Genomic DNA, 26,754 nt, shown 5'->3' on the forward strand with positions numbered 1-26,754 from the left:
TAAACCTTGTATAAGTTACGATTAAACCGGAAAATATACCTTGCAGATTACATTCTCTTTTAAAAATTAGATAGCTACAAATGAAAACAGATGCTTTTGCTTTAAGACACATTGGTCCAAGAGAAACTGATCTTCAGCACATGCTGAAAACTATTGGAGTTGATTCGATTGAACAACTTGTTTATGAAACCCTTCCGGACGATATTCGTTTAAAAGCGCCTTTGAATTTAGATCCTGCGATGACAGAATACGAATTCGCAAATCATATTCAGGAACTAGGAAAGAAAAATAAAGTATTCAAATCCTATATTGGTTTGGGTTATCACCCAACAATCGTTCCGGCTCCAATTCAGAGAAATATTTTTGAAAACCCGGGATGGTACACAGCTTATACACCTTATCAGGCAGAAATTGCTCAAGGTCGTCTGGAAGCAATTTTAAATTTCCAGACTACTGTTATTGAGTTAACTGGTATGGAAATTGCCAACGCTTCTTTGCTTGACGAAGGAACAGCTGCTGCCGAAGCAATGGCATTATTGTTTGACGTTCGTACGCGCGACCAAAAGAAAAACAATACAAACAAGTTCTTCATTTCTGAAGAAATTTTACCTCAGACTTTATCAATTCTGCAAACACGTTCAACTCCTGTTGGAATTGAATTAGTTGTTGGAAACCACGAAACCTTTGATTTTTCAAATGAGTTTTTCGGAGCTATTTTACAATACCCAGGAAAGTATGGTCAGGTAAACGATTACAGTACTTTTGTTGCTAAAGCAAAAGAAAATGAAATCAAAGTTGCCTTTGCTGCTGATATTTTATCATTAGCGACTTTAACTTCTCCAGGAGAAATGGGAGCAGCAGTAGTGGTTGGAACTACTCAGCGTTTTGGTGTCCCAATGGGTTACGGCGGACCTCATGCGGCTTTTTTTGCAACTAAAGATGAATACAAACGTTCCATGCCTGGTCGTATTATCGGAGTTTCTATCGATGTAAATGGAAATCGCGCCTTACGTATGGCTTTAGGTACTCGTGAGCAGCACATTAAACGTGAAAAAGCAACTTCAAATATTTGTACTGCCCAGGTTTTATTAGCGGTTATGGCCGGAATGTATGCGGTGTATCACGGACCACAAGGATTACAATACATTGCAAATAAAGTGCACGCATCTGCAGTTACTGCGGCTGAAGCGTTAAATAAATTAGGTGTTTATCAAACCAATACTGCTTTCTTTGATACTATTCTGGTAAAAGCAGATGCTCAAAAAGTAAAAGCTGTTGCAGAAAGAAACGAAGTAAACTTCTACTATGTTGATGCAGATACCATTTCGATTTCATTTAACGAAACGACTTCAATTACTGACATCAACCAAATTATTGCCATTTTTGCTGAGGCTTTAGGCAAAGAAACTTTTACTGTTTCTGAATTAGCTACTGCAAGTCAATTACCGGCTTCATTAGAAAGAACTTCGCCTTTCTTAACGCATGATGTTTTCAACAATCATCATTCAGAAAGTCAGATTATGCGTTATATCAAAAAATTAGAGCGTAAAGATTTATCGTTGAATCATTCGATGATTTCTCTAGGTTCTTGTACGATGAAATTAAACGCAGCTTCGGAAATGCTGCCTTTATCAATGCCAAACTGGAACAGCATTCATCCTTTTGCGCCAGTAGAACAAGCGGAAGGTTATATCACAATGCTTAAAAAATTAGAAGAGCAATTAAATGTAATTACCGGATTTTCCGGAACAACATTACAGCCAAATTCTGGAGCACAGGGAGAATATGCTGGTTTAATGGCAATTCGTGCTTACCATTTATCAAGAAACGAAGGTCACCGAAATGTATGTTTAATTCCATCATCGGCTCACGGAACCAATCCTGCTTCTGCAGCGATGGCCGGAATGAAAATCATTGTTACTAAAACGACTCCGGAAGGAAATATTGATGTAGAAGATTTAAAAGCAAAAGCTATTGAACATAAAGACGATTTATCATGTTTAATGGTAACCTATCCTTCTACTCACGGCGTTTTCGAATCTTCAATTATTGAAATCACGAAACTAATACATGACAATGGCGGATTAGTATATATGGATGGTGCCAATATGAATGCTCAGGTAGGTTTAACAAACCCTGCTACAATTGGCGCTGATGTTTGTCACTTAAACTTACACAAAACATTCGCTATTCCTCACGGTGGTGGTGGACCTGGAGTTGGACCAATTTGTGTGAACGAAAAACTGGTTCCGTTTTTACCAACAAATCCAATCTTAAAAGTTGGAGGTGAACAAGCTATTACAGCAATTTCATCTGCACCTTACGGTTCTGCTTTAGTATGCCTAATTTCTTATGGTTACATCACCATGATGGGTGCCGAAGGATTAAAAAGTGCGACAGAGCATGCTATTTTGAATGCCAACTATATGAAAGCACGTTTCGAAGGACACTACCCAATTCTTTACACCGGAGAATGTGGAAGAGCGGCTCACGAAATGATTTTAGATTGCCGTTCGTTTAAAGAAAACGGAATTGAAGTTGGTGATATTGCGAAACGTTTAATGGATTACGGTTTCCACGCTCCAACGGTTTCTTTTCCTGTAGCAGGAACTTTAATGATAGAACCTACAGAATCTGAAGATTTAGCAGAATTAGATCGTTTTTGTGATGCGCTAATTTCAATTAGAAAAGAGATTGAAGCTGCAACAGCCGATGATAAAAACAATGTGTTGAAAAATGCACCTCATACATTGGCAATGTTAACTACAGATTCTTGGGATTTCCCTTATACCAGAGAAAAAGCAGCTTACCCGTTAGAATACATTGCTGAAAATAAATTCTGGCCATCAGTTCGTCGTGTTGATGATGCTTATGGTGACCGAAACTTAATCTGTAGCTGTGCTCCTATCGAAGCTTACATGGAAAACTAAGAAATATTTTTTTATATCAATCCAAAACCCGACAGGTTATAAAACCTGTCGGGTTTTGTGTTTTTTATTTTTTGCTCCAGGTTCAGTCTGACGTGAAACCTGAAATTTGAACATTTTTTTAACCAACTTCTTATTTCAAACGTTTGAAATCTCGACAAAACTTAAAATTCATTAAAAAATAAACAATATATTCCATAAAAAATTATTATTTCACAATTATATGCGTGCATAGTATTTTTTATGATAGTTATCATAAAATTATTTATAATTTAGCCATAAATTTATCGGATAATTAAAGAATAATGAAAATCAAAATAATAGGTATAGGAAGTTATATTCCTAATAAAGAAGTTAGCAATACAGACTTTGATAAGCATGTTTTTTTAAATGATGATGGAACTCCTTTTGGATACCCGAACGAAGTTGTAATAAAAAAATTTAAAGGTATTACCGGAATAGAAAACCGACGTTATGCCGAAGATCATCACACTACTTCTGACTTAGCTTTTTTTGCTGCCGAAAAAGCAATCGAAAATGCTAATATTGACAAAGAGACTTTAGATTATATCATATTTGCACATAATTTTGGCGATGTAAAATCAGGAACCAATCAATCAGATATGATTCCGAGTTTAGCAACGCGTGTCAAAAATAAACTGGATGTTAAAAACCCTAAATGTGTGGCTTATGACATTCTTTTTGGATGTCCGGGCTGGATTGAAGGAGTTTTGCAAGCCAATGCTTTTATCAAATCAGGAATGGCAAAAAGAGTTTTGGTCATTGGGGCCGAAACTTTATCAAGAGTTGTGGATGACCACGATCGCGATTCGATGATTTATTCGGATGGTGCTGGTGCTTCCATTTTAGAAGCTTCAGATGATGAAGCCGGTTTATTATCATACGAAAGTGCCACTTTTGCAAATGACGAAGCTAATTTCCTTTACTTTGGAAAATCATACAATCCGGATTTAGATCCAGACATTAAATACATCAAAATGTATGGTCGCAAGATTTACGAATTTGCACTAAGCCAGGTACCATGCGCCATGAAAGAATGTTTAGATAAAAGTGGGATTCCTATTGATGAGGTTAAAAAAATCCTGATTCACCAGGCTAACGAAAAAATGGACGAAGCTATTATAGATCGTTTTTACAAACTATACGACAAAACAGCTCCTAAAGATATTATGCCTATGAGCATCCATGATTTAGGAAACAGCAGCGTTGCAACAGTACCAACCTTGTTTGATTTATTACTGCAGGGTAAAATTGAGAATCATGAAATCAACAAAGGCGATGTCGTTATTTTTGCTTCAGTTGGAGCCGGAATGAATGTGAATGCATTTGTTTACAGATATTAATTTTTAGAAGCTAATCCAGCTGTCCATTACAAGTCCACACTTAAAAAATGTGTTTTTTTACGCTTTAAAAAAGCTTCTTTTAGTCGCTTCTTTAAACCTATAAAAACTACACTTTTTAAGTCGTGGGCTTTTCATTTCCATCTGGGCTAAAAAACACCAAAAAAAGAAGATAACTTTGTATCTTTGCGACCTAATAAAAAATTAAGAACGATAGTCTGCATCGTTCCCTTCAATAACTATGTACGAAAAAACATTTCCAAATAAAAGATTCAAACTGACTTTAGAATTTTTACAAAAGCACATTAAAACTTCTGAAACAATCCTTGATTTAGGAGTTAAAAATCCGTTTTCAAAAATCATGAAAGAAGCTGGTTATTTAGTAAAAAACACAAGCGGAGAAGATTTGGATTTGGATCAAAACGTTTTAAAAACAGATCGTCAGGATGTGGTAACGGCATTCGAAATTTTCGAACATTTATTGAATCCGTTTACCATTTTAAACGAAATAAAGTCAGACAAACTTTTAATTTCTATTCCGATGCGTTTGTGGTTTTCTCCGGCATATCGTTCCAAAACTGATATGTGGGACAGGCATTATCATGAATTTGAAGACTGGCAATTAGACTGGCTTTTAGAAAAAACCGGATGGAAAATCATCGACAGGCAGAAATGGACAAACCCGGTAAAAAAATTTGGAATCCGTCCATTTTTAAGAAGCTTTACCAATAGATATTATATTGTTTATGCTGAAAAAGCCAAGCAGTAAATTCCAAAAAAAATCTAATTCCAATTTAAGCCATATTGGTAAGAATTGGAATTTGGAATTTAAAAATTGGAATTTAAATTAAAATTTATGAAATACTACATCGTCATTCCCGCACACAATGAACAGGACTTAATTGGCCTGACTTTACAATCTTTGGTTTCACAAACTGTTTTACCAACAAAAGTTGTGGTTGTAAACGACAACTCGACTGACAAAACAGAAGAAGTTGTATTGGGTTTTGCCAAAGACAATCCATTTATTTCTATTGTAAATAAAACTTCAGATGCGATTCACATGCCGGGTAGCAAAGTAATTCAGGCATTTCAGAAAGGTTTTGAAACCCTGGATTCAGAATACGATATTATGGTAAAAATAGATGGCGATTTAATTTTTCCTCACAATTATTTTGAAACCATTATCAGACATTTTCTGTCCGATGCAAAAATTGGAATGGCTGGCGGATTTTGTTACATCGAAAAAAATGGCGACTGGATTTTAGAAAACCTGACCGATAAAGATCATATTCGGGGAGCATTGAAAGCGTATAGAAAAGAAGCTTTTCAGCAAATTGGCGGCTTAAAACCGGCTATGGGCTGGGACACGGTAGACGAATTACTTTGCAAATATTATGATTGGAAAATTGTAACTGATGCCTCCTTACACGTAAAACACCTGAAACCAACAGGGGCAAATTATAACAAAACAGCTCGTTACAAACAAGGTGAAGCTTTTTATACATTAGGATATGGTTTCTGGATTACGGCAATTGCTTCGGCTAAACTAGCGATGATGAAGAAAAAACCTTTTCTGTTTCTTGACTACATTAAAGGGTTCTGGAAAGCTAAAAAAGCTAAAACGCCTTTATTAGTAACACCGGAACAAGCTAAATTTATCCGAAATTATCGTTTTCAAAAAATGAAACAAAAGTTAATTTGAATCGGAAAGCTACCGAAAAAGCTTAACTCATTACACAAAACTCGTAACTTCTTTTTACCTTAGCCAATATTTCAAAAACTATGATGCTAATTCGTTATTTATCTCAAATAGGAAGATATTTTTTAATGTTGAAAGAAATTTTCAATAAACAGACTAAATGGTCTGTTATGAAAAAATTGATTTTCAAAGAAATCGATGATTTAATAATCGACTCTCTTGGCATCGTTTGCTTTATTTCCTTTTTCATTGGAGGTGTTGTGGCCATACAGACAGCCCTAAATTTAACTAATCCTTTAATTCCAAAATATTTAATTGGTTTTGCAACACGTCAATCTGTGATTTTGGAGTTTGCCCCTACTTTTATTTCGGTAATTATGGCCGGAAAAATGGGATCTTATATCACTTCGAGTATTGGAACAATGCGCGTTACAGAACAAATAGATGCTTTAGAAGTTATGGGAGTTAATTCATTAAACTATCTTGTTTTTCCAAAAATAGTAGCCTTATTTATGTATCCTTTCGTAATCGGAATTAGTATGTTCTTGGGTATTTTTGGCGGATGGCTTGCTTGTGCATATGGAGGTTTTTCGACTAGTCAGGATTTTATTCAGGGTGCTCAAATGGATTTTATTCCTTTCCATATTACTTATGCTTTCATAAAAACTTTAATTTTCGCCATGTTGTTAGCAACAATCCCATCTTTTCACGGATATTACATGAAAGGTGGCGCATTAGAAGTGGGTAAAGCAAGTACAATATCCTTTGTCTGGACATCAGTTTCCATCATACTTTTTAATTATATACTAACTCAGTTGTTACTAGGATCATGATAGAAATAAAAAATATAGAAAAATCATTTGGAGAAAGCAAAATCCTTAAAGGAATTTCAACCGTTTTCGAAACGGGAAAAACGAACCTGATTATCGGACAAAGTGGTTCCGGTAAAACAGTTTTGCTTAAAAGTTTACTCGGAATTCATCATCCTGAAGTAGGAACAATTGAGTTTGACGGCCGCATTTATTCCAATCTGGATGACGAAGAAAAAAGAGAATTAAGAACTGAAATCGGAATGGTTTTTCAGGGAAGCGCTTTATTTGATTCGATGACTGTTGAAGAAAATGTAGCTTTTCCGTTGAGAATGTTTACAAAAGATAATCGGGCTAAAATTAAAGAACGTGTTGATTTTGTTCTGGAAAGAGTAAACTTAATTGATGCCCATAAAAAATTGCCTTCTGAGATTTCCGGTGGTATGCAAAAACGTGTAGCGATAGCGCGTGCAATTGTTAACAAACCAAAATATTTATTTTGTGATGAACCCAATTCAGGTTTGGATCCAAATACGTCAACCTTGATTGATAACTTAATTAAAGAAATTACCGAAGAATATGATATCACCACTGTAATCAATACGCACGACATGAACTCCGTAATGGAAATTGGTGAGAATATTGTATTTCTGAAAAAAGGATTAAAAGCCTGGCAGGGAACCAAAGAAGAAATCTTTAGAACAGACAATAAAGACATTGTGAAGTTTGTGTACTCTTCTAATTTATTTAAAAAAGTACGAGAAGCTTATTTGAAAGGTTAATTTTTCAAACCTTAAAATATAAATCCCAGATTCCCAATTATTATAAAAATTGGATTTGGGATTTTTTATTTGAATAATTATTTATAATTTTTACTAAGTCCAAAACCAACACATACTCCTGCACCAACATAACTACATTCTCCTATATTCCCAAAAAATTTAACCCCAACACTTGGAATTAGAATATTGTAAATTAGATTTGATTTCTTTTTCCTGTAAAACCATTTATAGTTAGCTTCAAAAGGGACACCATACAAATATTTAGTATGCTCATAATGATTCCCTTCTTCATCAATAATAACACTTAACTCTAAATTATTATAGCTTATTCCCGCAGAAATACTATAAGAATGATTAGTATACAACCATCGTCTGCCATATAAAAAACTATATTCTTTAAAATCTTCTGATTTCCTATACGTTGGAAATATAATAAAATCTTCTTGTTTTGTATATCCTACAGCATTTGTAAATCTGAAACTAAAAAGGCTTTTTTGATACTGATAGTTTATTTCAACACCCCCGACAATACCAACATTTTGTACAATTGCCGGCCCACCAAAGCCTTCTAAATAAATAACTGGATTTAATTTTTCTTTCGTTTCTAAATCATCATTTTGCTGACTAAACATTGAATTTGAAAAGAACAACACCATGAAAACCTTAAGTAGTTTTTTTATCATAAAGTAGAAACTAATAATTTAATAATGAAAAAAGTATTGCATAAATGTAAGGCAAACATTCGATTACTATAAATTAAAAAATTGTAAAGAAACATACGAAGCAAATTCTAAATTGAACTTAAAATGTTTATTGAATATTTATTAATTCCACCTCAGCATTTGGGTTAAAAAGATACGTTCTACCTGAACTAATCTCAATACACTCAAAACGCTTCGTTCGGACTGCTAATTTCTTGAATATTTTACCGTTTTTGATTCGGAAAATGCTTCCGTACGGAATCTCAAATATGTAGTTTTTATCATTCTCAGCGTCATATTGCTTTAATGCTAAGGAAAGAGTCGTATCAGTATCACTACTCGCTGATGGATTCTTAAAATGCCTCGCCAATAACGGCAGCAATTGAACCGGGAAAATCTCCGGGCGTATAAAAGGAACCATCATAAGTTGAAATGTATGTTTCCATTCGTTTCCATGTGGCTTTATATTTCGTCCAAACTTTTCAAAAGCAACCAAATGAGAAATCTCATGAATCAGCGTAATCAAAAAACGATATTTATTTAAACTTGCATTTACTGTAATTTCATGTTTACCGCTAAGTCCGCGTCTGTAATCACCATGACGCGTCTGGCGCTCATTCACGATTTTAAGATGCACCTGATTGGCCACTATCAAATCAAAAACAGGCTTTACTGCATGTTCGGGAATATATCTTGCGAGTGTTTCGTTCAAAGTAATAATGATTAATAGATTACAAAAAAACTATTTTATTATAGCCTTAAATATCTAAAATATAAATAGTTTACATCTTTTTTTATTTCTCCATTAGTGTCAAAAAAAATATTATACTTGTTTTGCATTTCTGTCACTTTATCTTCAATATTTTTTATTTGTCTTTCCTGATAATCTAATGCTCTTGCTTTCTGTATGTATTCTAAACTGCTATTGTAATTACCCAAAACATAAAAACCTGAAGCAATATTTGCATAACAGGCCCATAAAGCTACTTTTTGACCTTTATCATTTGCATCTAATTGTTGTGTATACTGATTCATTTTCAAAATAAAATCAGTAAAAACTTTTTTATCAGTAAGAAAGTTTTTATAATTCATCAAACGAGTTTGATCATTAAAGTATATAGATTGATCTTTGTTGATTGTCAAATTATTTTTTTGAATAAATTCAGTATTAGCAGAAAGAAGAGCATCATCAAACATTGGTTCTGTCTTTTGACGTGACCATTTTTCTATAGCATCAACATCCTGGTTTAATTTTAAGAACAATGGGTTTTTATCTTCTTTCGAAATTCTGGAAAAAAAACATCTGTCCTGACTATATTGAACATCTAACCAAAAGTCTAACTTAGGCCTCAAGTATAGTTTAATATTATTCACAACGTCGTTAGTAAAACCTTTATCAATATTAGCAATTAAATAATTTACTGCTTCTGGCTTTGTTTTAAAGCCAGGAATGTAACCTTCAAAACTATAAGAAAGCACTTTATTATAAGTACTATCTTTTTTTTCCATAATTACTTCCTTACTATAACTATTTATGATTTTAAATACTGTATCATAACTATAATATATGGTGTATGTAAAAGGGGTTTCTAGAGATTTATTTTCAGTTATATCAGCACCATAAACAACATTCTCAAAGGAAACATCTATTATAAAGTGATTTTTCGCTTCAATTGGCTGATTTGTATGCCCTAACTCCAATATAGTAGGAACAAAACCCATTTTAATATTTTCTTCATTAGCTGTTCCTACTATTAAACGTATTAATTCTTTTTCAGAAAAAAAAAATTCACCGCCATGGTAACTAAGTGGGTCACGTGATGACTTTTTCTCTCCATCTATTATCACTGAAATAGGACTTTCCGAAAGATTAATTTTTACCCCATAATTAAGATAATCTTTGGGAATGTAGCTTGTAGGAAATACATAAGTATTAAAATTAATGTTCTCTGACTTATAAGCCTGGGCTGAAATCTTTGAACAAAAAAAAACGCAGTAAAAAACAATTGCAAAAACTAAAAATTTTCTTTTCATAAATTTAAGATATAAATTGGGGATTAAATTGAAAACAAGCTAAGGATTTGTTGAAGAAACTTCCAAAACCTTACCATTAAAATATTTATTTCCGTTAAGTGTAAAATCATAAATATAAGTTGCCATTCCTTGTGCAGAGATGGGCGCCTGATAACCCGGGAAAGCTTCATTTAACATTTCAGTCTGAACGGAACCTAAGGCTAAAACATTAAACGAAATGCCTTTTTCTTTATATTCTTCAGCGAGTAATTCGGTTAAAGTTCCTACAGCTCCTTTACTTGAACTATACGCTGCTAATCCGGCAAATTTCAAACTCCCTCGTACACCACCAATAGAACTGATAGTTACCACATGACTTCCTTTCTGGAGATACGGCAAACAAATTCGGGTAAGATTTGCTACGGCAAAAACATTTACTTTGTAAATACTTTCAAAATCTGCCTGGGTTGTTTCTGCAAAAGGTTTCAATAACAAAGCTCCGGCATTATGTACAACGGCATCTACTTTCTTCCATGTTGAAGAAAGAAAATCACTTACAACATTCAGTTGAGATTCATCTGCTAAATCTACAGAAAGACATATAATATTTGGATGTTCTAAAAGAGCTTGTGGCGTTTTTCTGGAAATGGCTAAAACCTGATGGCCTGTATTGGCGAACTGCAAAGCCAATTCATAACCAATTCCTCTTGAAGTTCCTGTAATGATGATATTTTTCATAAAACAAAAATAAACAAATCTTATTTAGTCATTGTAATTTCCTGCGTTGGAGTTGTTGCTATTTGAGTAACTGCAGGCAAAAATTCCTGAATAAAATTTGTCATGTGTGAAATATCCATTGCTTTAAATTCATCTGAAACATGGTGATAAAAATCAAAGTTTTCAAAATCAAACGTACTGATTGATTGGCAGGGTTTCTTGAAAACCTCATAGAAGGAATAATTATCAGAACGGTAAAAAAGCTCGTATTCAGCCTCTTTTGGTAAGAAACCAATAGTATTTTTTCCTGTATACTCATTAATTTTTTCTGCCATATTCGACTTATCAAAACCTGTAATATAAGCCAGATAATCCCGTTTCATTGGCACACCAATCATTTCGATATTTAACTGGGCATATAAGTTAAAGTTTTGCTTTTCCAGTTTTTGAACTAAACTTTTAGAACCTAAAAGCCCTTTCTCTTCTCCGGCAAAAAACACAAAAAGAATACTTCGTTTATTCAATTTTGTCTTAGCAAAATATTTAGCCATTTCTGCCACAGCTGTCACTCCTGACGCATCATCGTTTGCACCATTATTAATTTGATCATCTTGCTTGTTTTTTTCTAATCCAATATGATCATAATGAGCACTTAAAACCACGAACTCTTTTTTGAGTTCGGGATCACTTCCTTCTAAAAAACCAACAATATTATACGCAGGTGATTTAAAATTAGTAAGTGTATCACGATAAGTACTAAAATACGGCTTTACTTTCTTCTCCTTAAAAAAGTCTTCTAAAAAAACAGCTGCTTTTTCGATTCCTGATGTTCCTGTTTCTCTACCTTCCAATTCATCTGAAGAAAGATATTTTAAAAAATCTGAAACCTCATTTTGATTCACTTTGTAAGCAGCTTCAATTGGTTTTGAAACTGATTTTGAAGTTTTTTGGGTTATTGGCAGAGTTGATTTGCAGGCTAATAAAATTAACGGAAGAAAAAAGTAAAACTTTTTCATAAATAAAGATTTAGATAAACTCCAGAAATTACATTTCTAAAGTAGACGATTTAAAATATTTTTTATACACTTTAGCTACCTGCACACTTCCTAAGATTATAAAAAGAAAAGGGACAAAAACAGGCATCATATACTTTGAAAACTGATCTGATTTTTGAGAAATAGTCTGCAATAACACTATCAGACTAAACATTCCTAAAAAAACGCCCATCAAAGTTCCTGCAATATAATAATATTTTAACTTTCTTTCAATAGTAATATATTTTCTGCTGAGAAGATACAAATTCCAGCTTGTCCAAAAAGGCAATTGTGAAAAATTCAAACAGTTCAAAACGACACCAATTATAAAGGGTGAATACATTAAACAGAAATGCAGATCATGATCTGATTTTGCAGTTTGATTGAAATTCGAAAAAAAAATAAAAGCCAGGACAAACATAAATCCAATTGAAAAAAAATCAATAATTTTCATTAATTTCTGATTCCTGACCAATTGTTTTGCAAAAAGCAATGTAAAATAAATGACGAAGGTTTCAATAAAAATCACTCCTAACAAAAAGAAAATCAAACTATGGATTCCTAATTTTGAATAAATTTCCAATCCTGCTATATTTAAATATCCCAACGGAATTGACCCCAGAAAACTAACAAGAAATCCGACAGAGATATTTTTCACCCTTTTCATTTTTAAAAATTTATTATTTTATTATTCTGTGCCAAATGCAATCTGTATTCCCGCATTCCAACTTTATAATCTAAGTATGGAACTCCCATTTTGTGGTTTTGAACACTAATTTCATACATATAAGTAATATGTCTTGCCAACTCTTTCCAGGCAAACCAAACCGAATGTTTTGGATCATATATATGTGTAGGTTCGCTGGCTGCTCCATTAAGTTCTACAATTTGAAAATTTTCCCCGCATTCTAATTCTTCAAAAGTATGATACATGATATCAAAACGCCCAAAATAGAATTCCGGAATTTGAGTTGCTATTTCATTAATCATTGCCGTTAATTTTGGAGTAATCCAATGGCTTCCATCGAGAAATTTGGCACCTCGGGCATGATTTCCAAACGGAACCAAATTTATTGTTTCGCCTTTTTCTAAAGTTCGATACAATTGTTCGCCGTATTCTTCTTTTAAAACATCAAACTGGAGCTGAAATCTTGGCGTTTGGTTAATTAATTGTGCAATAGTTGATTCTCCGTCACCGGTAACAATTAAAAATTCCTTAGAAACTATTCCGGTAATTTTTCCCATATTTTGAAGTGGATGACGTACATAAAAAACACCTACTTCATTTTTAAAAGGAATCAAATCCTGAATTAAAAAATCAAAATTTGCTTTTTCAGCATACTTTTTCAATTCTGAAACTGTTTTAATTTTTTTTACTCCAGAACCTCGCAGCCCAATGTCCGGTTTTGCAATTAATGGAAAGTAAATTTTCTGATCTTCAACGGCTTCCAAAATTTCTTTCAACTTTGTATTTTCTTTGATTAAAATAGTTTTTGGGTAGTTTTTTTTAGGAAGAAGATCATAAATCTGCTTCTTGCTTTCCATGATAAATCCTCCATTCTTAATTTTGGGATTTGATGCATTAAAGAAAAAAAATGATCTCGCTCTAATTGCATAATACGCCCAAAGAAAATAAATTGGAACGTATAAAATCTGATAGGGCCAATACTCCCAATTGATTATTTTATGAATAAATAGTTTCATTATAGTTTTTTTAAATACTTATAAAAGAGTTCGAGAAATCTTCTGTTTTAACTAAGTCGTAATATTTCATCATCCCTTTATTTTGCTCTATCATAACCTGAGTTACACTCAAAGTTTTTAGTAAATTATCTCTATTAATTATTAGACCGTTTTCAGAATCATCCTTCTCCGTATTGCGATGAAAATCGATCATTTCAGAGGGTGAGATGTCTTTTTTGTCTTTTAAAAAATCAAAAAACCATTTTGTGCGTTTCTTTCTAATTTCCTTTGAGTACAAAGTTACTGATGACCAAATATGGCTTTTCTTGACGTTTAACGAAATCTTAATCTTTACAAGGCCGTCCCAAATCAGTTCGTACAATTCTCCATTTTGATATATAACCAAAGTAAACGGCTCGATATCTTGTAAATTTATTTGATCCCAAAAATCTTTAGGCGAGGGACTTGAAATTACATCTAAAACAATCAAACCACGGCTTTTTCTATATTTTGACATCGAATAATGCTTCGTATAACCGCCGTTTAAAAGTACTGCAACGGTTCCGTTTTCATCTACTGCAAACCAGGTACCTCCTGCCTTTTTGTCTTTTGGATACATGATGTTTTTACCTTTTTGGCAATAATTCTTTGGCGCAATTGCATTTGGACGCATTACTTTTTCATCACGATTTGAAGTAATAATTATACTTCCGTTAGTATTAACAAAACTTACTGTGCACATCGCTTTCTATATTCTACGGTTGAACGTGCTATCCCAAAATTTTCATTAATTAAAATATTTTCAGATTGCAAAACTGCTACTTTTATTAAAGCCTTATGATGGACACAATGTTCCAGATTATAAAGCAACTCCCGATAATAATTGCTTTGAATCCTCATTGTAAGTCCATCAATAATCTGTTCCAGATAGATTGTTTTATTTTCGCTTTTCAACCCAAATTCAATTTTTAAAATGAGTTGTTTTGCAAATTCCGTTTCAGTCTGAATTTGTTTATTTCTTTCCCGGCTATCATAATTTAAAATGCCCGAATCATAACTATTTTCAAGACATTGAAACATTTCTATAATATGCCTTATATGTTCACCAATTGTGGCGTTACTCAATGCTTCACAAGATTTTGAATACTCCTGATCAGAAAGTTGCTCTAACAGACTGATTAATTCATCTAAACTTTGGCGTATGGATTTTAGTAACATGACTAATTTAAATTTAAAAGATTAAACAACTTATTTTTATCGAAATAAAGCAAACCTAAACAACAGAATAAAGTAATCACTCCCAGAGAAAAAAGAAGTCCTCCGTCGTTTTGAACCACAATTCCTAAAACAAAAAAATGTGATAGTAGAGCACCAATCATAATCACACATCCAGCCAAAGCACCGATGCGTGATGTTTTTGGAATCAGTATTAAAACTGCCACTAGCAATTCGGCTATTCCCGAGCCAACCCTTCCGTAAGGTTCAATTCCTAAAGTCGAAAAAATATAAATACTTTCCTCTGCTCCGGTGAATTTAAAATACAAAGTTTGCAATAGAATAAATGAAGCCACAATTCTAAAAATCCATTTTATAATTTCCGCTTTCATGATGCTTTATTTATAGATTTTTTTCCAGTTACTGTCTGCCTGATCTTTTAAATTTGTTTCATCTTTGTTCCAGCTTTTCAGGGTATTATTAAAAAAAGCATTGTAAAACAAATACAGTTTCCCGTCGATAATTTTAAAAGTTTCCGGATTTATCTCCACTTTTTCATTAGAACTTCCTAAAGCATACGCACACCAGCCGCCATATTGCGGTTCATATTTAGTTGGATTTTTTAAAAAAGCTTCTTTGTTTTCGACTGACGAAAATTTATAAATCACACCTTGATAAGAAACTGAAATTTCTTTTTTTCCTTTAATTGCTTTTTTCTGATTAAAATAACCAACAGGATCATAGCCCTGAATAGCAACCTTGTTTTCTAAATTATATTGACTTATTTGTTTTGCATCATTTTGAGCAAATGAAGTTACTGAAACCAAAATCAACAAAAACAATTGTATCTTTTTCATATTCCTTATTTTAAGTTTTTTAATACCGAAATCAATAATTCAGCTGTTATGCGATGCTTAAAATCTGGCGAAATGTATTCAAAGACAATCTCACTATCTGTATTTACAACAAAAACAGCAGGGACTGGCAAAAAACCTGTATTGTCTCCATTAGAATGTACGTTAATAACTGATTTGTAGTTTTCAGGAGCTTCAAAAGCAAGTCCGACTGTTTTAATCAACTCTCCTTTTGAATCAGACAGCAGGATATATTTTACTTTATCCTTCTCTTCTGTAATTTTCAAATTTTCAGGAGCATCGGGACTTATGGCAATAATTTGATATCCTAAATCCAGTATTTGTTTTTCGCTCTCAGCCAGTGCAGACAAATGAACATTACAATAAGGACACCATCCGCCACGGTAAAAAACTAAAACGGTTTTCTTTTTTTTTATCAAATCAGAAATACTGACATCCTGGTTATCAGATGATTTTAAAATATGATTTGGAATATTCTCCCCTATTAATAAAGGAGCAATATCAGTCGCAGATTTAGGAATTGCGTTTTGTGCATTAGCAATCGTAATAACGGTTGCAAAAAAAATAAAAAGTATTTTTTTCATAATTTAAGGTTTTACATCTTTTTAATGATGTAAAACTACTTCACTATGAAAAAGCAAAATGTCGGCTAATTTACACTTGAACCAAAATAATTATAATTGTGTAATATCAGGAACAATAATTTCTTTTCTGCTGTAGGTTAAAAGATTATTAGTTTCCATTTCATTCAGCAACTGAGCTGTAGTTTGCCTTGATGTACAAATAATCTGAGCAATATCATTTTGGGTTAAATAATTTTCAATTGTTACCCTGTCTCCAATCCTGATGCCTTCCTGTCTTGCCCAATCTTTCAGGAATTCACATAATCTGGTTTTGGCATCTTTAGAAATTAGATTAGAATAACTATTTTTGATGCGTTTCATTTTTAAACCTACGAATTTGGTGTATGAAAGTGCCAGTGTAGGATTCCTCAACAATAAATCTTCAAAATCTGAGAGAAGAAAACTGCAGATGGCAACATCATCAGAAAGTACTTTTGCATATTCATTGGCTTTATCATCAGTTTCTAAAGTTAATTCGCCAAACAAGTCGCCTTTTTTAATAATATCTTTTATGGCTTCATTGCCGTCTTCGTCCACAGCTACAATTTTAATATTTCCTTTTTTAAGTAAAAAAATACGAGGTACATCTGAAGAAGAAAAATAAATGATCTCACCTTTTGATGCTTTCTTAAAACCTGTAATAATGCATAATTGTTTAATTTGTCCGAAACTCAATGTTCGAAATAACTTATGATCACGCAAGTACCAATATTTTAAATCTTCATACATAAAAGCAAAATCTATTTTTGTAAATGTAATTAATTTTTCATCTAAAAAACAAAACCCTTTCGAAGCTTAAATTCGAAAGGGTTGTAAATGATTATTTCTGAAAGTTATCCTGCGATAACCGATCTCGAAATGACAATCTTTTGAATTTCCGAAGTTCCTTCATAAATCTGAGTAATTTTCGCATCGCGCATCATACGTTCCACATGATATTCTTTTACGTAACCGTTTCCTCCATGAATTTGAACTGCTTCTACAGCAGTATCCATAGCGACCTGCGAAGAAAATAATTTTGCCATTGCGCCGCTTACGTCATAATTTTTATGCTGGTCTTTGTCCCAGGCTGCTTTCATACAAAGATGACGAGCTGCTTCGATATTTACAGCCATATCTGCCAATTTAAAAGCAATAGCCTGATGATTACAAATTTCGGTTCCAAAAGCTTTACGCTCTTTTGAATATTTCAATGCCAGTTCATAAGCTCCTGAAGCTATTCCCAAAGCCTGAGAAGCAATTCCGATACGACCTCCGGCAAGCGTTTTCATTGCAAATTTAAATCCGAACCCATCTTCTCCGATTCTATTTTCTTTAGGAACTTTTACATCACTGAACATTAATGAATGAGTATCAGATCCTCGTATTCCCATTTTTTGTTCTTTTGGACCAACCGAAAAGCCTGGCATATCTTTAGTCATAATTAAAACATTGATCCCTTTATGTTTCAATTCGGCATGAGTTTGAGCAATTACCAAATAAACAGATGCTGTATTTCCGTTTGTTATCCAGTTTTTTGTTCCATTTACCAAATAATGATCTCCCATATCAACGGCAGTTGTTTTTTGTGAAGTTGCGTCACTCCCCGCTTCAGGTTCACTTAAACAAAAAGCACCATGAATCTCTCCTGAAGCCAAACCTGGTAAATATTTTTGTTTTTGCTCTTCTGTTCCAAATTCCTGTAATCCCCAGCAAACTAAAGAATTATTTACAGACATGACTACCGAAGCCGATGCATCCACCTTTGAAATCTCTTCCATAGCTATTACATACGAAATTGTGTCCAGACCGCTTCCTCCATATTTTGGATCAACCATCATACCCATAAATCCTAACTGTCCCATTTTTTTTACTTGCTCGGTCGGAAAAATTTGTTTTTCGTCTCTTTCAATTACACCTGGCAACAATTCATTTTGAGCAAAATCTCTAGCAGCTTGCTGAATCATTAAATGCTCTTCGGTAAGATTAAAATCCATAATAGTATTCTTTAGATTATTAAAGTGCTCTTCTTGTTTTGCATAAAAAAGCTTTTTCAAAGATAAATTTTAAATATCAAATAACAATGCATGCATAGTATTTTAAGCTTTAATCTAAAAATACTATAACGTTTTCGTAATTCCGTTATAAAATATCCAGCATAATTTTAATTTTATCGAATATCATTAATAAAGGAGAATAAATTATAGTCCCCAAATTAAAATAAATCATCTAAAAAAATTTATCGACAAAATGAATGAATAAACCGACGAAATACATTAACAGCAAAAATAGCCTTGTTAAATTATCTTTTAGCTTAATAAAATCATAAAACTCAAAAAATATCACAAAAAAACTAGCGCTTAACCGCCTCAAATTTAGAAATTAGCATTATTTTTGCCTGATATAAATATATAGAATGACTATGAAAAAGATTTTACTATTACTCGCATTCCTTTTTAGTGTACAATTTTCAACAGTAAATGCCCAAAAGAGCTTAGAAGTAAACGGGGTTAAAGTTCCCAGAACATTAGATTTTGAAGGGAAAACTTTGACTCTAAACGGTGTTGGACAACGTTCAAAAATGTTCACAGAATTATATGTACAAGCTTTATATCTAACTGTACTTACCCAAGATCCAAAACTTATTTTAGAAAGTGATATTGAAATGGGTATCAGAATTCAAGTTACTTCGTCATTAGTTACTTCAAAAAAATTATCAAAAGCACTAGCTAAAGGAATGGAAAAATCTGTTGGGGAGCAGGGGATTTTAAAATTAGCCAAAGAAGTAGCAGAATTAGAAACTTTATTAAGTAAGGAAGATACCAAGGCCGGGGACTTCTTTAACTTAATTTATAATCCTTTAGATAAATCATTGTGGATTTATAAAAATAACAAATACGAAGGGAAAATTGAAAGCTTTGAATTTAAAAAAGCCTTTTTTGGTATCTGGCTTTCAGAAAATCCTGTTGACAAAGGATTAAAAGAGGAATTGTTAGGGAAATATGAATAATCAAAATAGTTCAGAATTATTTCCATATTAATAAACAATTCACATTAATCTATTCTATATATTTGCTTAAAATAAACATATCTCAACAAAATGAAAGATTTATTGCAGCAATTTGAAAACAAAGAACCTGAAATTGTTTTTAACTGGAAAGATTCTGAAACAGAAGCCGAAGGCTGGACTGTTATTAATTCACTTCGTGGAGGAGCTGCGGGTGGAGGTACCCGAATGAGAAAAGGTCTTGACATGAATGAAGTTCTATCATTGGCCAAAACAATGGAAGTTAAATTTTCTGTTTCGGGTCCTGCAATTGGAGGCGCGAAATCCGGAATTAACTTTGACCCTAACGATCCTCGTAAAAAAGGTGTTTTGCAGCGTTGGTATAAAGCAGTTTCACCTTTGTTAAAAAGTTATTACGGCACTGGAGGAGATCTAAATGTAGATGAAATTCACGAAGTAATTCCGATGACGGAAGAATGTGGGGTATGGCATCCGCAGGAAGGTGTTTTCAACGGACATTTTAAACCTACTGAAGCTGATAAAATTAACCGAATTGGGCAATTACGTCAAGGTGTTATCAAAGTTATTGAAAACCCTAAATTCTCTCCTGATGTAATCCGCAAATATACCGTTGCCGATATGATCACCGGTTTTGGTGTTGCCGAGGCAGTACGCCATTTTTACACAACATATGGCGGTGATATTAAAGGAAAAAAAGCAATTGTTCAGGGCTTTGGAAACGTAGGTTCTGCTGCTGCTTTTTATTTGGCAGATATGGGGGCCAAAGTTATCGGAATTATTGATCGCGATGGTGGATTAATCAAAGAAGAGGGATTTTCTTTTGAAGAAATCAGAACTTTATTCCTTAATAAGGACGGAAATAAATTAGTTGCTGACAATATGATGCCGTTTGAAGAAATAAATACAAAAATATGGACCATTGGTGCTGAAATTTTTACGCCATGTGCCGCTTCAAGATTGGTGCAGCAAACTCAAATTGACAGTTTGATTGCTAATGGACTGGAAGTTATTTCGTGCGGAGCGAATGTTCCTTTTGCAGATAAAGAAATTTTCTTCGGATCTATTATGGAAGAAGTGGATCATAAAGTAAGTTTGATTCCTGATTTTATTTCAAACTGTGGAATGGCAAGAGTTTTTGCTTATTTCATGGAGAAAAAAGTTCAAATGACAGATGAGGCAATTTTTAATGATACTTCAGAAATTATAAAAAAAGCGATTGTAAAAGCTCATGCTTTAAACCCGTCAAAAACAAATATCAGCGCAACTGCTTTTGAAATTGCACTGAAACAACTGGTATAATTTAAGTCTTTTATTGAAACGCTGCTATTCCTTAAGTTGTTAGGACTTTCCTAAAATTGGACTGTAACTAACAATTTTTGTAATATCTTAGCGTTTCAATTACAAAGACAATTTCATATGAGTATACTGCTTCAAACAGATAGTTTATCTGTTGCACAACAAACTATGGCCGATGCCGTTCCTGTAGAAAAAACATTATCTATTATTGAACTTTTAACCAGCGGAGGATTAGGAGGACAGCTAATTATGATTTCTCTGTTCCTAATGTTTTTCGTTGCATTATATCTTTATTTTGAGCGATTGATGGCTATCAAAAATGCCACTCAGATAGATGCAAACTTCATGAACCAAATTCGCGACAATATAAGAAACGGACGCATCGATAATGCTAAAATGTTATGTGCCCACTCTACTTCGCCTGTTGCACGTTTGATCGAAAAAGGAATTTCAAGAATTGGAAAACCACTAAACGACATCAATACAGCTATTGAAAATGCTGGTAAATTAGAAATATACAAACTTGAAAAAAATGTGAGTATGCTGGCTACTATATCCGGAGCAGGCCCAATGACCGGTTTCCTTGGTACCGTTTTGGGAATGATTTTGGCGTTCCATAAAATGGCAAGTTCAGGAGGTCAAATCGAAGTTGGAGCACTCTCTGAAGGTATTTACACTGCTATGACCACTACTGTTGTTGGACTGGTTGTTGGAATTGTTTCCTACGTGGGTTACAATCACCTGGTTGTAAAAACAGATAAAGTTGTTCACATGATGGAAGCCAACGCTATAGACTTTCTAGATTTATTAAATGACCCTGCTTAGTTATGAATTTAAGAGGAAGAAATAAAGTATCGCCAGAATTCAATATGTCATCTATGACAGACATTGTATTCCTACTGCTCATATTTTTTATGCTTACATCAACAATGGTAACAACCAATGCATTAGATTTAGTTCTGCCTAAAGCAAAAGGAAAAACAGACAGTAACAAAAACATTGCAGTAAGTATTAATAAAGATTTAGAGTTTTTTATCGATAAAGAGCAAATTCAGGAAGCTGATTTAGAGTCAAAATTACTAAGCCTTTTAGCTGCTGATAAGACAAAAGCCATTATTTTAAGAGCAGAAGAAGGTGTGCCTATCGAAAAAGCAGTAGGCGTTTTAGACATCGCTAACAGAAATCAAATAAAAGTTGTTTTGGCAGTACGCCCAAAATAGATTCCTTATATTTTATGAAATATTTAGAAACACAAGAAGAAAAAAAATCATTTACCATCACAACCGTTTTGTTCGTGATTATGTTTCTTTTGTTTTTTTATTTAGGATTGACTTATATGGATCCTCCTCCTGAAAATGGTATAGCTATAAATTTTGGAACTACTGAAGTTGGATCAGGTAACATCCAGCCTACAGAAGCAATTCAATCAGCTCCTAAACCCACAAACTCGCAGCCAACTGCTGCCAGTGATGACGAAGTGTTATCTCAGGATATTGAAGAAGCTGTTGTCATGAAGGAAACCAAAAAAGAGAAACCTACTAAAACAACATCAAAAGAAGAGGCAAAACCAAAAGCAGCTGAAAGCCCTAAGCCTTCAAAAAGCACTTCTGATGCTCTTTCCAGTTTTATAAATGGCCCCAAATCTGATGGAAAAGCTACAGGTGGAGAAGGTAATGATAATTTAGCAGGAGACAAGGGAAGCCAAGACGGAAATCCATACGCCAACAGTTATTATGGAAGCGGATCCGGAAGTGGCGGAGGCCGAGGCTGGGGACTTAACGGAAGGAAATTGAGTTCAACAGGAAAAGAAGTTCAAAAATGCAATGAATACGGAACAGTAGTTGTACAAATTACAGTAAACAGAAGTGGGAATGTAATTGCTGCCAAATATACCAAGGGAACCACAAATACCAACCCCTGTTTAATTGAACCCGCTATTGCCACTGCTAAAAAATACAAATGGCAACCGGATTCAAATGCTCCCGAAACTCAAATTGGTTTTATAACAGTCAATTTCAAATTAGGCGAATAATCATAACTCAATATTTTAAAACTCAAGTATCTTTGAGTTTTTTTTATTTATTTTAAAAATGAACTATCAGGAAACTACCAATTGGATGTTTAATCAATTGCCCATGTATCAGCTTCAGGGCGCTTCGGCATATAAAGAAGATTTAACCAATATTAAAGTATTGGCTGCACATCTTGATAATCCTCAAAACAGTCTAAAATGCATTCACGTTGCCGGAACCAATGGAAAAGGATCGACTTCGCATATGCTTTCTTCCGTTTTACAGGAAGCAGGATATAAAGTTGGATTGTACACTTCGCCACATTTAAAAGATTTCAGGGAAAGAATAAAAATTAACGGTGATGACATTTCAGAAGATTTTGTTATTGAATTTATTGCTAAACATAAAGCTTTTTTTGAAGCCAACGATATGAGCTTTTTTGAAATGTCTGTTGGTTTGGCATTTGATTATTTTGCTTCGAAAAAGGTTGATATTGCTATTATTGAGGTTGGCTTGGGAGGAAGACTTGACGCTACCAATATTATTACGCCTTTGGTTTCGGTAATTACCAACATCGACTTAGATCACATGCAGTTTTTAGGAAATACCCCAAGAGAAATTGCGGGCGAAAAAGCCGGTATTATTAAACCAAATGTTCCAGTTGTTATTGGGGAATACACTCCGGAAACTCAGCCTGTTTTTTTGGCTAAAGCCACAGAAAATAAAGCCAAAATTTATTTTGCCTCTGATTTAATTTCTGAAGTTTTTCCTTCTGATTTAATTGGGGATTATCAGTTTCACAATAAGAAAACAGTGCAACAAACGATTGCAGTTTTAAATGCTCAAAATGAATTTAAAATTTCTAGTGCGAATTTAAAAACCGGCTTATTAAATGTTTCGAAAAACACCAGTTTGCAAGGAAGATGGCAGCAATTGGGAGAAAATCCGAAAATAATCTGCGACACAGCACACAACAAACACGGTCTGGCAATTGTAATAAAACAAATTCAGGAAGAGATTTTTGAAAACCTTCATATTGTTTTAGGTGTTGTAAATGACAAAGACCTTGATTTGATTTTACCTCTTTTTCCAAAAAAAGCACAATATTATTTCTGCAGACCGGATTCGTCTCGTGGTTTACCAACCGAAATACTGAAGGAAGCTGCAGAAAAACATGATTTAATTGGAGAAAAATACGATTCAGTTGAGGATGCTTTTACAGCAGCAAAAAAAAATGCAAGACAAAATGATTTTATTTATGTTGGTGGAAGCACTTTTGTTGTTGCAGAATTGCCTTTGAACTAAGCAAAATCAAATTCAATTAAAAAAGTGAAAAAAAATACTTTTATAACAAATTCAATTCCAGTAAAATATAAGTTTTATTGTAAATTCTTTTAATTTTTAATGTAAATTCTTTGGAAAAGTGAAAAACTAACGTATATTTGCACTCGCAATAACGCAAGACATTGCAACCCGAAAGGGCGATTAGCTCAGCTGGTTCAGAGCACCTCGTTTACACCGAGGGGGTCGGGGGTTCGAACCCCTCATCGCCCACTTTGAGGGATAACAGAAATGTTGTCCCTCTTTTTTTTGTATAAAAGATATCCTTTCTCCTCCATTTTACTGGCATTATGAGAAAATATATCCATCATTGTAGGTGTTCGATATATACCCTCTTGATAGTATAAGTTGCCATCGAACACCATTTGCACAAACGCACATTTCTGTAATGTATCTGATTTGGTGTAGATATGTCTTATATCTACCAATAAATCCAGATTACTTTCTAAAATCTCAAAAGCTTTACCTTGGTTTGCGCTAAGTCTTTCTATTGATGCTGTAAGGGTCAGGATATGATCACTATATGTAGAATACCATCTTTCGTAAGTATCTTTATTTATTTCGTCTCTGAACCATTTTTCTTCTACAGCATTTAATCTCTGCTGTATTTCTTCAAGTTCATGCTTTTTGTCTACTGCTTTTTTCGTGTTTGCTTTTACTTCCTGCTCAATTGAAGCATAACTGCCATGTCTTATATCCTTAATCTGTTTTTCTGAAACACTCATTAAGTCGCAGGCATTTAAAAACTGCTCATGTGCTTTTACAGCACTTATGTTGTTATGTTTGGAATGCTTGCATTTATAATAGTAGAAGTATTTTCCAGATTTGCCACGGGAAGGAGCACCTGTAAGAGGTGTACCGCAATGACATTTTACAACGCCTCTTAATGGTATCTCATCATCAACGGTTACCTTTACCTTATCTTCCTTTTTCATTTTGGACTGCACCATTGTCCATGTTATCTTATCCACTATTGGCTCGTGAATGGCTGGAAAAAGACCACCCGGCAGATCCTTGAACGGCTCAACCTTTACGAGTCCTGCATAAACAGGATTTGCCAGCACACGGTCAATTGCCATATTGCCTTTTCTGTCAAAACCTGACTGGTAAGCTATTTCCTTGATTTTATATAATGGCACATTACGAAGAAACATATCATAAATTAATCGGACAATTTTAGCCTCAATTTCATTAACTTCGAGATGTCGCTGTTTTCCTTCTCCAACTTTAGTATAGCCGAAAGGTTTTTCTCTGGTAAGAAAACGACCTTCTTTAGCACGGGCTGTGTAGAGTCCGCCACGTACTTTAATACTCCTGTTGATATTATCTTCTTCTGCAAGCAGTAATTGTAATCCTGCCCTGAAAAAGCTTCCCGGGGTATCATAATCAAAGACTATCCCTTCGGTCACACTTATAATCTGAATACTATATTTTTTTTGGAACTGCTTAACCATGTTCATCGCTTCGCCAGCATCTCTACTAAAGCGGTCAAGCTGGTCTACAAGAAGATAATCAACTGATTTATAATGTTTGGCTATAAATGCCTGCAGTTTTATAAAATCTGGACGGTCAAAACTTTTTGCACTTTTCCCCCTGTCAATGAAAGAGTCTACCAGCTGTATATTATTATACTGCAGGTACTGGTCAGTGTACAATTCCTGTCTTTCAATCGAGCCATTGCTCTGACCCAATTGACTAAATCTTAAATATCTAATCGCTCTCTTCATATAATTCTCTCAATGTTAATGAAACAATAATTTCAATCATCAGATTTACTAATTTCTGTTCTTTTTCCCTTTCTAAATCTTCATAATTTTTTGATACAATATCATCATTTTCAAACTGTTCATCTTTTAAATTTTCCATATCAATATCATTAAATTTAATTAAGACGCCGTGTATCTCACGGAACCAAAACTAATTTAAAATACAATTTTGCAGTTTTAATTATTTTGCTTTTAATGGAACAATGTGACTGCATTTGGCTTAAAACACTTTATACAGATATACCTAAGATGTAATTTGTACTAAACAGCAATTAAAAAAAATACAATAATGTATCCTATCAATTTTTTATATATGGTACACTCAAAATCATGTTACATACATTTGACGTGAATCAGTACTATTGAAGATCAACTACTCTTGGAATTTCGCCGTCATATCAAGACTCTTTTTTCATATGCTTTTCTTCAAATTCCTCCGTCAGCTGTATTAACTTTTTGGATAAAATAACGAGTTCTATTGTCTGCTTTTCGAGTTTGTACAGATATGCCGAAGCTTTCTTTTCGGAAAATTTTTGATATAAAATCTTGACAACCTGATTGTAATTTACCCCGACAGCCCTAAACTGGCTGTAAAAGGAGGTCAAGCGCATATAATAATCCATTGTCGCTTTATCAATTTTAACTGTTTTTATTCCTTTTTGAAAAACACACGCTGTAATAAAGTGTGCCATTACATGCATCCCTGAGGTTTCAAAAAGAGTCAGGAAGCGGGCATTTTCCTCTGCAGTAAGACTGATGGAATAGCGGTGGACGGCGGGATCTATTTTGGAAGGTCTTCCTCCCTTATTCCGATTCTTTTTTTCTTCATCTTCCATAACTTCTTATTTCAATTTCTTAAAACCAATATAAAATATACTCAGAGTTACAAT

At 33.6% G+C, this 26,754-nt stretch carries 29 protein-coding genes and 1 tRNA gene; 13 read left to right on the forward strand and 17 right to left on the reverse strand.

Going from position 1 to position 26,754, the window contains the following annotated elements; genetic code table 11:
* Nucleotides 1–80: 80 nt before the first annotated feature.
* The 6 genes from gcvP (at nt 81) to ACEN2I_RS05380 (ending at nt 7,581) form a co-directional block, all read left to right on the forward strand.
* Nucleotides 81–2,930, forward strand: coding sequence for an aminomethyl-transferring glycine dehydrogenase (gcvP, locus tag ACEN2I_RS05355; RefSeq protein WP_441765058.1), 2,850 nt, complete (start codon nt 81–83; stop codon nt 2,928–2,930).
* A gap of 302 nt (nt 2,931–3,232) precedes the next feature.
* Nucleotides 3,233–4,291 (forward strand): 3-oxoacyl-ACP synthase III family protein, encoded by a 1,059-nt coding sequence (locus tag ACEN2I_RS05360; protein WP_441765059.1) that lies wholly within the window; start codon nt 3,233–3,235, stop codon nt 4,289–4,291.
* Between the two features lie 238 nt (nt 4,292–4,529).
* Nucleotides 4,530–5,057, forward strand: coding sequence for a methyltransferase (locus ACEN2I_RS05365; protein ID WP_441765060.1), 528 nt, complete (start codon nt 4,530–4,532; stop codon nt 5,055–5,057).
* A gap of 87 nt (nt 5,058–5,144) precedes the next feature.
* On the forward strand, nt 5,145–5,993 hold the full coding sequence (locus ACEN2I_RS05370; protein ID WP_441765061.1) for a glycosyltransferase: 849 nt from the start codon (nt 5,145–5,147) through the stop codon (nt 5,991–5,993).
* Between the two features lie 80 nt (nt 5,994–6,073).
* Complete coding sequence (locus tag ACEN2I_RS05375; protein WP_441765062.1) at nt 6,074–6,823, forward strand: MlaE family ABC transporter permease; 750 nt, start codon at nt 6,074–6,076, stop codon at nt 6,821–6,823.
* Nucleotides 6,820–7,581 carry an ABC transporter ATP-binding protein gene (locus ACEN2I_RS05380; protein WP_441765063.1) on the forward strand — a complete coding sequence of 254 codons (762 nt, stop codon included), beginning with the start codon at nt 6,820–6,822 and terminating at the stop codon, nt 7,579–7,581. Before ACEN2I_RS05375 ends, ACEN2I_RS05380 begins: the two co-directional genes overlap by 4 nt.
* 77 nt (nt 7,582–7,658) lie before the next feature.
* Here the strand turns inward: ACEN2I_RS05380 and ACEN2I_RS05385 are convergent, their stop codons facing one another.
* The 14 genes from ACEN2I_RS05385 to ACEN2I_RS05450 form a co-directional block, all read right to left on the reverse strand.
* Nucleotides 7,659–8,213 (reverse strand): hypothetical protein, encoded by a 555-nt coding sequence (locus ACEN2I_RS05385; protein WP_441765064.1) that lies wholly within the window; start codon nt 8,211–8,213, stop codon nt 7,659–7,661.
* Nucleotides 8,214–8,391: 178 nt separating this feature from the next.
* Complete coding sequence (locus ACEN2I_RS05390) at nt 8,392–8,994, reverse strand: SprT-like domain-containing protein (protein WP_441765065.1); 603 nt, start codon at nt 8,992–8,994, stop codon at nt 8,392–8,394.
* Nucleotides 8,995–9,032: 38 nt separating this feature from the next.
* The gene (locus ACEN2I_RS05395; protein WP_441765066.1) at nt 9,033–10,316 is read right to left on the reverse strand and encodes a hypothetical protein; all 1,284 of its coding nucleotides are present in this window, start codon (nt 10,314–10,316) and stop codon (nt 9,033–9,035) included.
* Nucleotides 10,317–10,355: 39 nt separating this feature from the next.
* Nucleotides 10,356–11,033, reverse strand: a complete 678-nt coding sequence (locus ACEN2I_RS05400) for an SDR family NAD(P)-dependent oxidoreductase (protein WP_441765067.1) — start codon at nt 11,031–11,033, stop codon at nt 10,356–10,358.
* 20 nt (nt 11,034–11,053) lie between these two features.
* Entirely contained in the window at nt 11,054–12,028 is a 975-nt protein-coding gene (locus tag ACEN2I_RS05405; RefSeq protein WP_441765068.1) for a M20/M25/M40 family metallo-hydrolase, read from the reverse strand.
* Nucleotides 12,029–12,056: 28 nt separating this feature from the next.
* The gene (locus tag ACEN2I_RS05410; protein ID WP_441765069.1) at nt 12,057–12,713 is read right to left on the reverse strand and encodes a hypothetical protein; all 657 of its coding nucleotides are present in this window, start codon (nt 12,711–12,713) and stop codon (nt 12,057–12,059) included.
* 2 nt (nt 12,714–12,715) lie between these two features.
* Nucleotides 12,716–13,750 carry a D-alanine--D-alanine ligase gene (locus ACEN2I_RS05415; protein ID WP_441765070.1) on the reverse strand — a complete coding sequence of 345 codons (1,035 nt, stop codon included), beginning with the start codon at nt 13,748–13,750 and terminating at the stop codon, nt 12,716–12,718.
* 10 nt (nt 13,751–13,760) lie between these two features.
* Nucleotides 13,761–14,471 carry an NRDE family protein gene (locus ACEN2I_RS05420; RefSeq protein ID WP_441765071.1) on the reverse strand — a complete coding sequence of 237 codons (711 nt, stop codon included), beginning with the start codon at nt 14,469–14,471 and terminating at the stop codon, nt 13,761–13,763.
* Nucleotides 14,459–14,947 carry a DinB family protein gene (locus ACEN2I_RS05425; protein ID WP_441765072.1) on the reverse strand — a complete coding sequence of 163 codons (489 nt, stop codon included), beginning with the start codon at nt 14,945–14,947 and terminating at the stop codon, nt 14,459–14,461. The genes ACEN2I_RS05420 and ACEN2I_RS05425 overlap by 13 nt, the downstream gene beginning before the upstream one ends.
* Nucleotides 14,948–14,949: 2 nt before the next feature.
* The gene (locus tag ACEN2I_RS05430) at nt 14,950–15,336 is read right to left on the reverse strand and encodes a DoxX family protein (protein ID WP_441765073.1); all 387 of its coding nucleotides are present in this window, start codon (nt 15,334–15,336) and stop codon (nt 14,950–14,952) included.
* A 6-nt stretch (nt 15,337–15,342) separates the two neighbouring features.
* The gene (locus ACEN2I_RS05435; RefSeq protein WP_441765074.1) at nt 15,343–15,801 is read right to left on the reverse strand and encodes a YHS domain-containing (seleno)protein; all 459 of its coding nucleotides are present in this window, start codon (nt 15,799–15,801) and stop codon (nt 15,343–15,345) included.
* A gap of 5 nt (nt 15,802–15,806) precedes the next feature.
* Entirely contained in the window at nt 15,807–16,403 is a 597-nt protein-coding gene (locus ACEN2I_RS05440; protein ID WP_441765075.1) for a peroxiredoxin-like family protein, read from the reverse strand.
* 90 nt (nt 16,404–16,493) lie between these two features.
* Entirely contained in the window at nt 16,494–17,171 is a 678-nt protein-coding gene (locus ACEN2I_RS05445) for a Crp/Fnr family transcriptional regulator (protein ID WP_441765076.1), read from the reverse strand.
* Nucleotides 17,172–17,275: 104 nt separating this feature from the next.
* The gene (locus ACEN2I_RS05450) at nt 17,276–18,418 is read right to left on the reverse strand and encodes an acyl-CoA dehydrogenase family protein (RefSeq protein ID WP_441765186.1); all 1,143 of its coding nucleotides are present in this window, start codon (nt 18,416–18,418) and stop codon (nt 17,276–17,278) included.
* Nucleotides 18,419–18,843: 425 nt separating this feature from the next.
* Between ACEN2I_RS05450 and ACEN2I_RS05455 the strand changes: the two genes are divergently transcribed.
* From ACEN2I_RS05455 to ACEN2I_RS05485, 7 genes are all read left to right on the forward strand, one after another.
* Complete coding sequence (locus ACEN2I_RS05455; RefSeq protein ID WP_441765077.1) at nt 18,844–19,431, forward strand: chalcone isomerase family protein; 588 nt, start codon at nt 18,844–18,846, stop codon at nt 19,429–19,431.
* 90 nt (nt 19,432–19,521) lie between these two features.
* Nucleotides 19,522–20,748, forward strand: coding sequence for a Glu/Leu/Phe/Val dehydrogenase dimerization domain-containing protein (locus tag ACEN2I_RS05460; RefSeq protein WP_441765078.1), 1,227 nt, complete (start codon nt 19,522–19,524; stop codon nt 20,746–20,748).
* A gap of 117 nt (nt 20,749–20,865) precedes the next feature.
* Nucleotides 20,866–21,570, forward strand: coding sequence for a MotA/TolQ/ExbB proton channel family protein (locus ACEN2I_RS05465; RefSeq protein WP_441765079.1), 705 nt, complete (start codon nt 20,866–20,868; stop codon nt 21,568–21,570).
* A 2-nt stretch (nt 21,571–21,572) separates the two neighbouring features.
* The gene (locus ACEN2I_RS05470; protein ID WP_441765080.1) at nt 21,573–21,965 is read left to right on the forward strand and encodes an ExbD/TolR family protein; all 393 of its coding nucleotides are present in this window, start codon (nt 21,573–21,575) and stop codon (nt 21,963–21,965) included.
* A 14-nt stretch (nt 21,966–21,979) separates the two neighbouring features.
* Nucleotides 21,980–22,777, forward strand: a complete 798-nt coding sequence (locus ACEN2I_RS05475; RefSeq protein WP_441765081.1) for an energy transducer TonB — start codon at nt 21,980–21,982, stop codon at nt 22,775–22,777.
* A gap of 58 nt (nt 22,778–22,835) precedes the next feature.
* Nucleotides 22,836–24,062 carry a bifunctional folylpolyglutamate synthase/dihydrofolate synthase gene (locus ACEN2I_RS05480; protein ID WP_441765082.1) on the forward strand — a complete coding sequence of 409 codons (1,227 nt, stop codon included), beginning with the start codon at nt 22,836–22,838 and terminating at the stop codon, nt 24,060–24,062.
* A gap of 174 nt (nt 24,063–24,236) precedes the next feature.
* Nucleotides 24,237–24,311: transfer RNA gene (locus ACEN2I_RS05485), tRNA-Val, on the forward strand.
* On the opposite strand, the gene ACEN2I_RS05490 is transcribed toward ACEN2I_RS05485, so the two are convergent.
* From ACEN2I_RS05490 to mobA, 3 genes are all read right to left on the reverse strand, one after another.
* Nucleotides 24,302–25,825: a recombinase family protein gene (locus ACEN2I_RS05490; RefSeq protein ID WP_441765083.1), complete on the reverse strand. Its 1,524-nt coding sequence runs from the start codon at nt 25,823–25,825 to the stop codon at nt 24,302–24,304. The genes ACEN2I_RS05485 and ACEN2I_RS05490 overlap by 10 nt on opposite strands.
* Nucleotides 25,809–25,964, reverse strand: a complete 156-nt coding sequence (locus ACEN2I_RS05495; protein WP_441765084.1) for a hypothetical protein — start codon at nt 25,962–25,964, stop codon at nt 25,809–25,811. The genes ACEN2I_RS05490 and ACEN2I_RS05495 overlap by 17 nt, the downstream gene beginning before the upstream one ends.
* Nucleotides 25,965–26,262: 298 nt before the next feature.
* Nucleotides 26,263–26,700 carry a conjugal transfer protein MobA gene (mobA, locus tag ACEN2I_RS05500; protein WP_441765085.1) on the reverse strand — a complete coding sequence of 146 codons (438 nt, stop codon included), beginning with the start codon at nt 26,698–26,700 and terminating at the stop codon, nt 26,263–26,265.
* Between the last annotated feature and the right edge of the window lie 54 nt (nt 26,701–26,754).

The sequence above is a fragment of the Flavobacterium sp. W22_SRS_FK3 genome (assembly GCF_052113665.1).
Lineage (GTDB): Bacteria > Bacteroidota > Bacteroidia > Flavobacteriales > Flavobacteriaceae > Flavobacterium.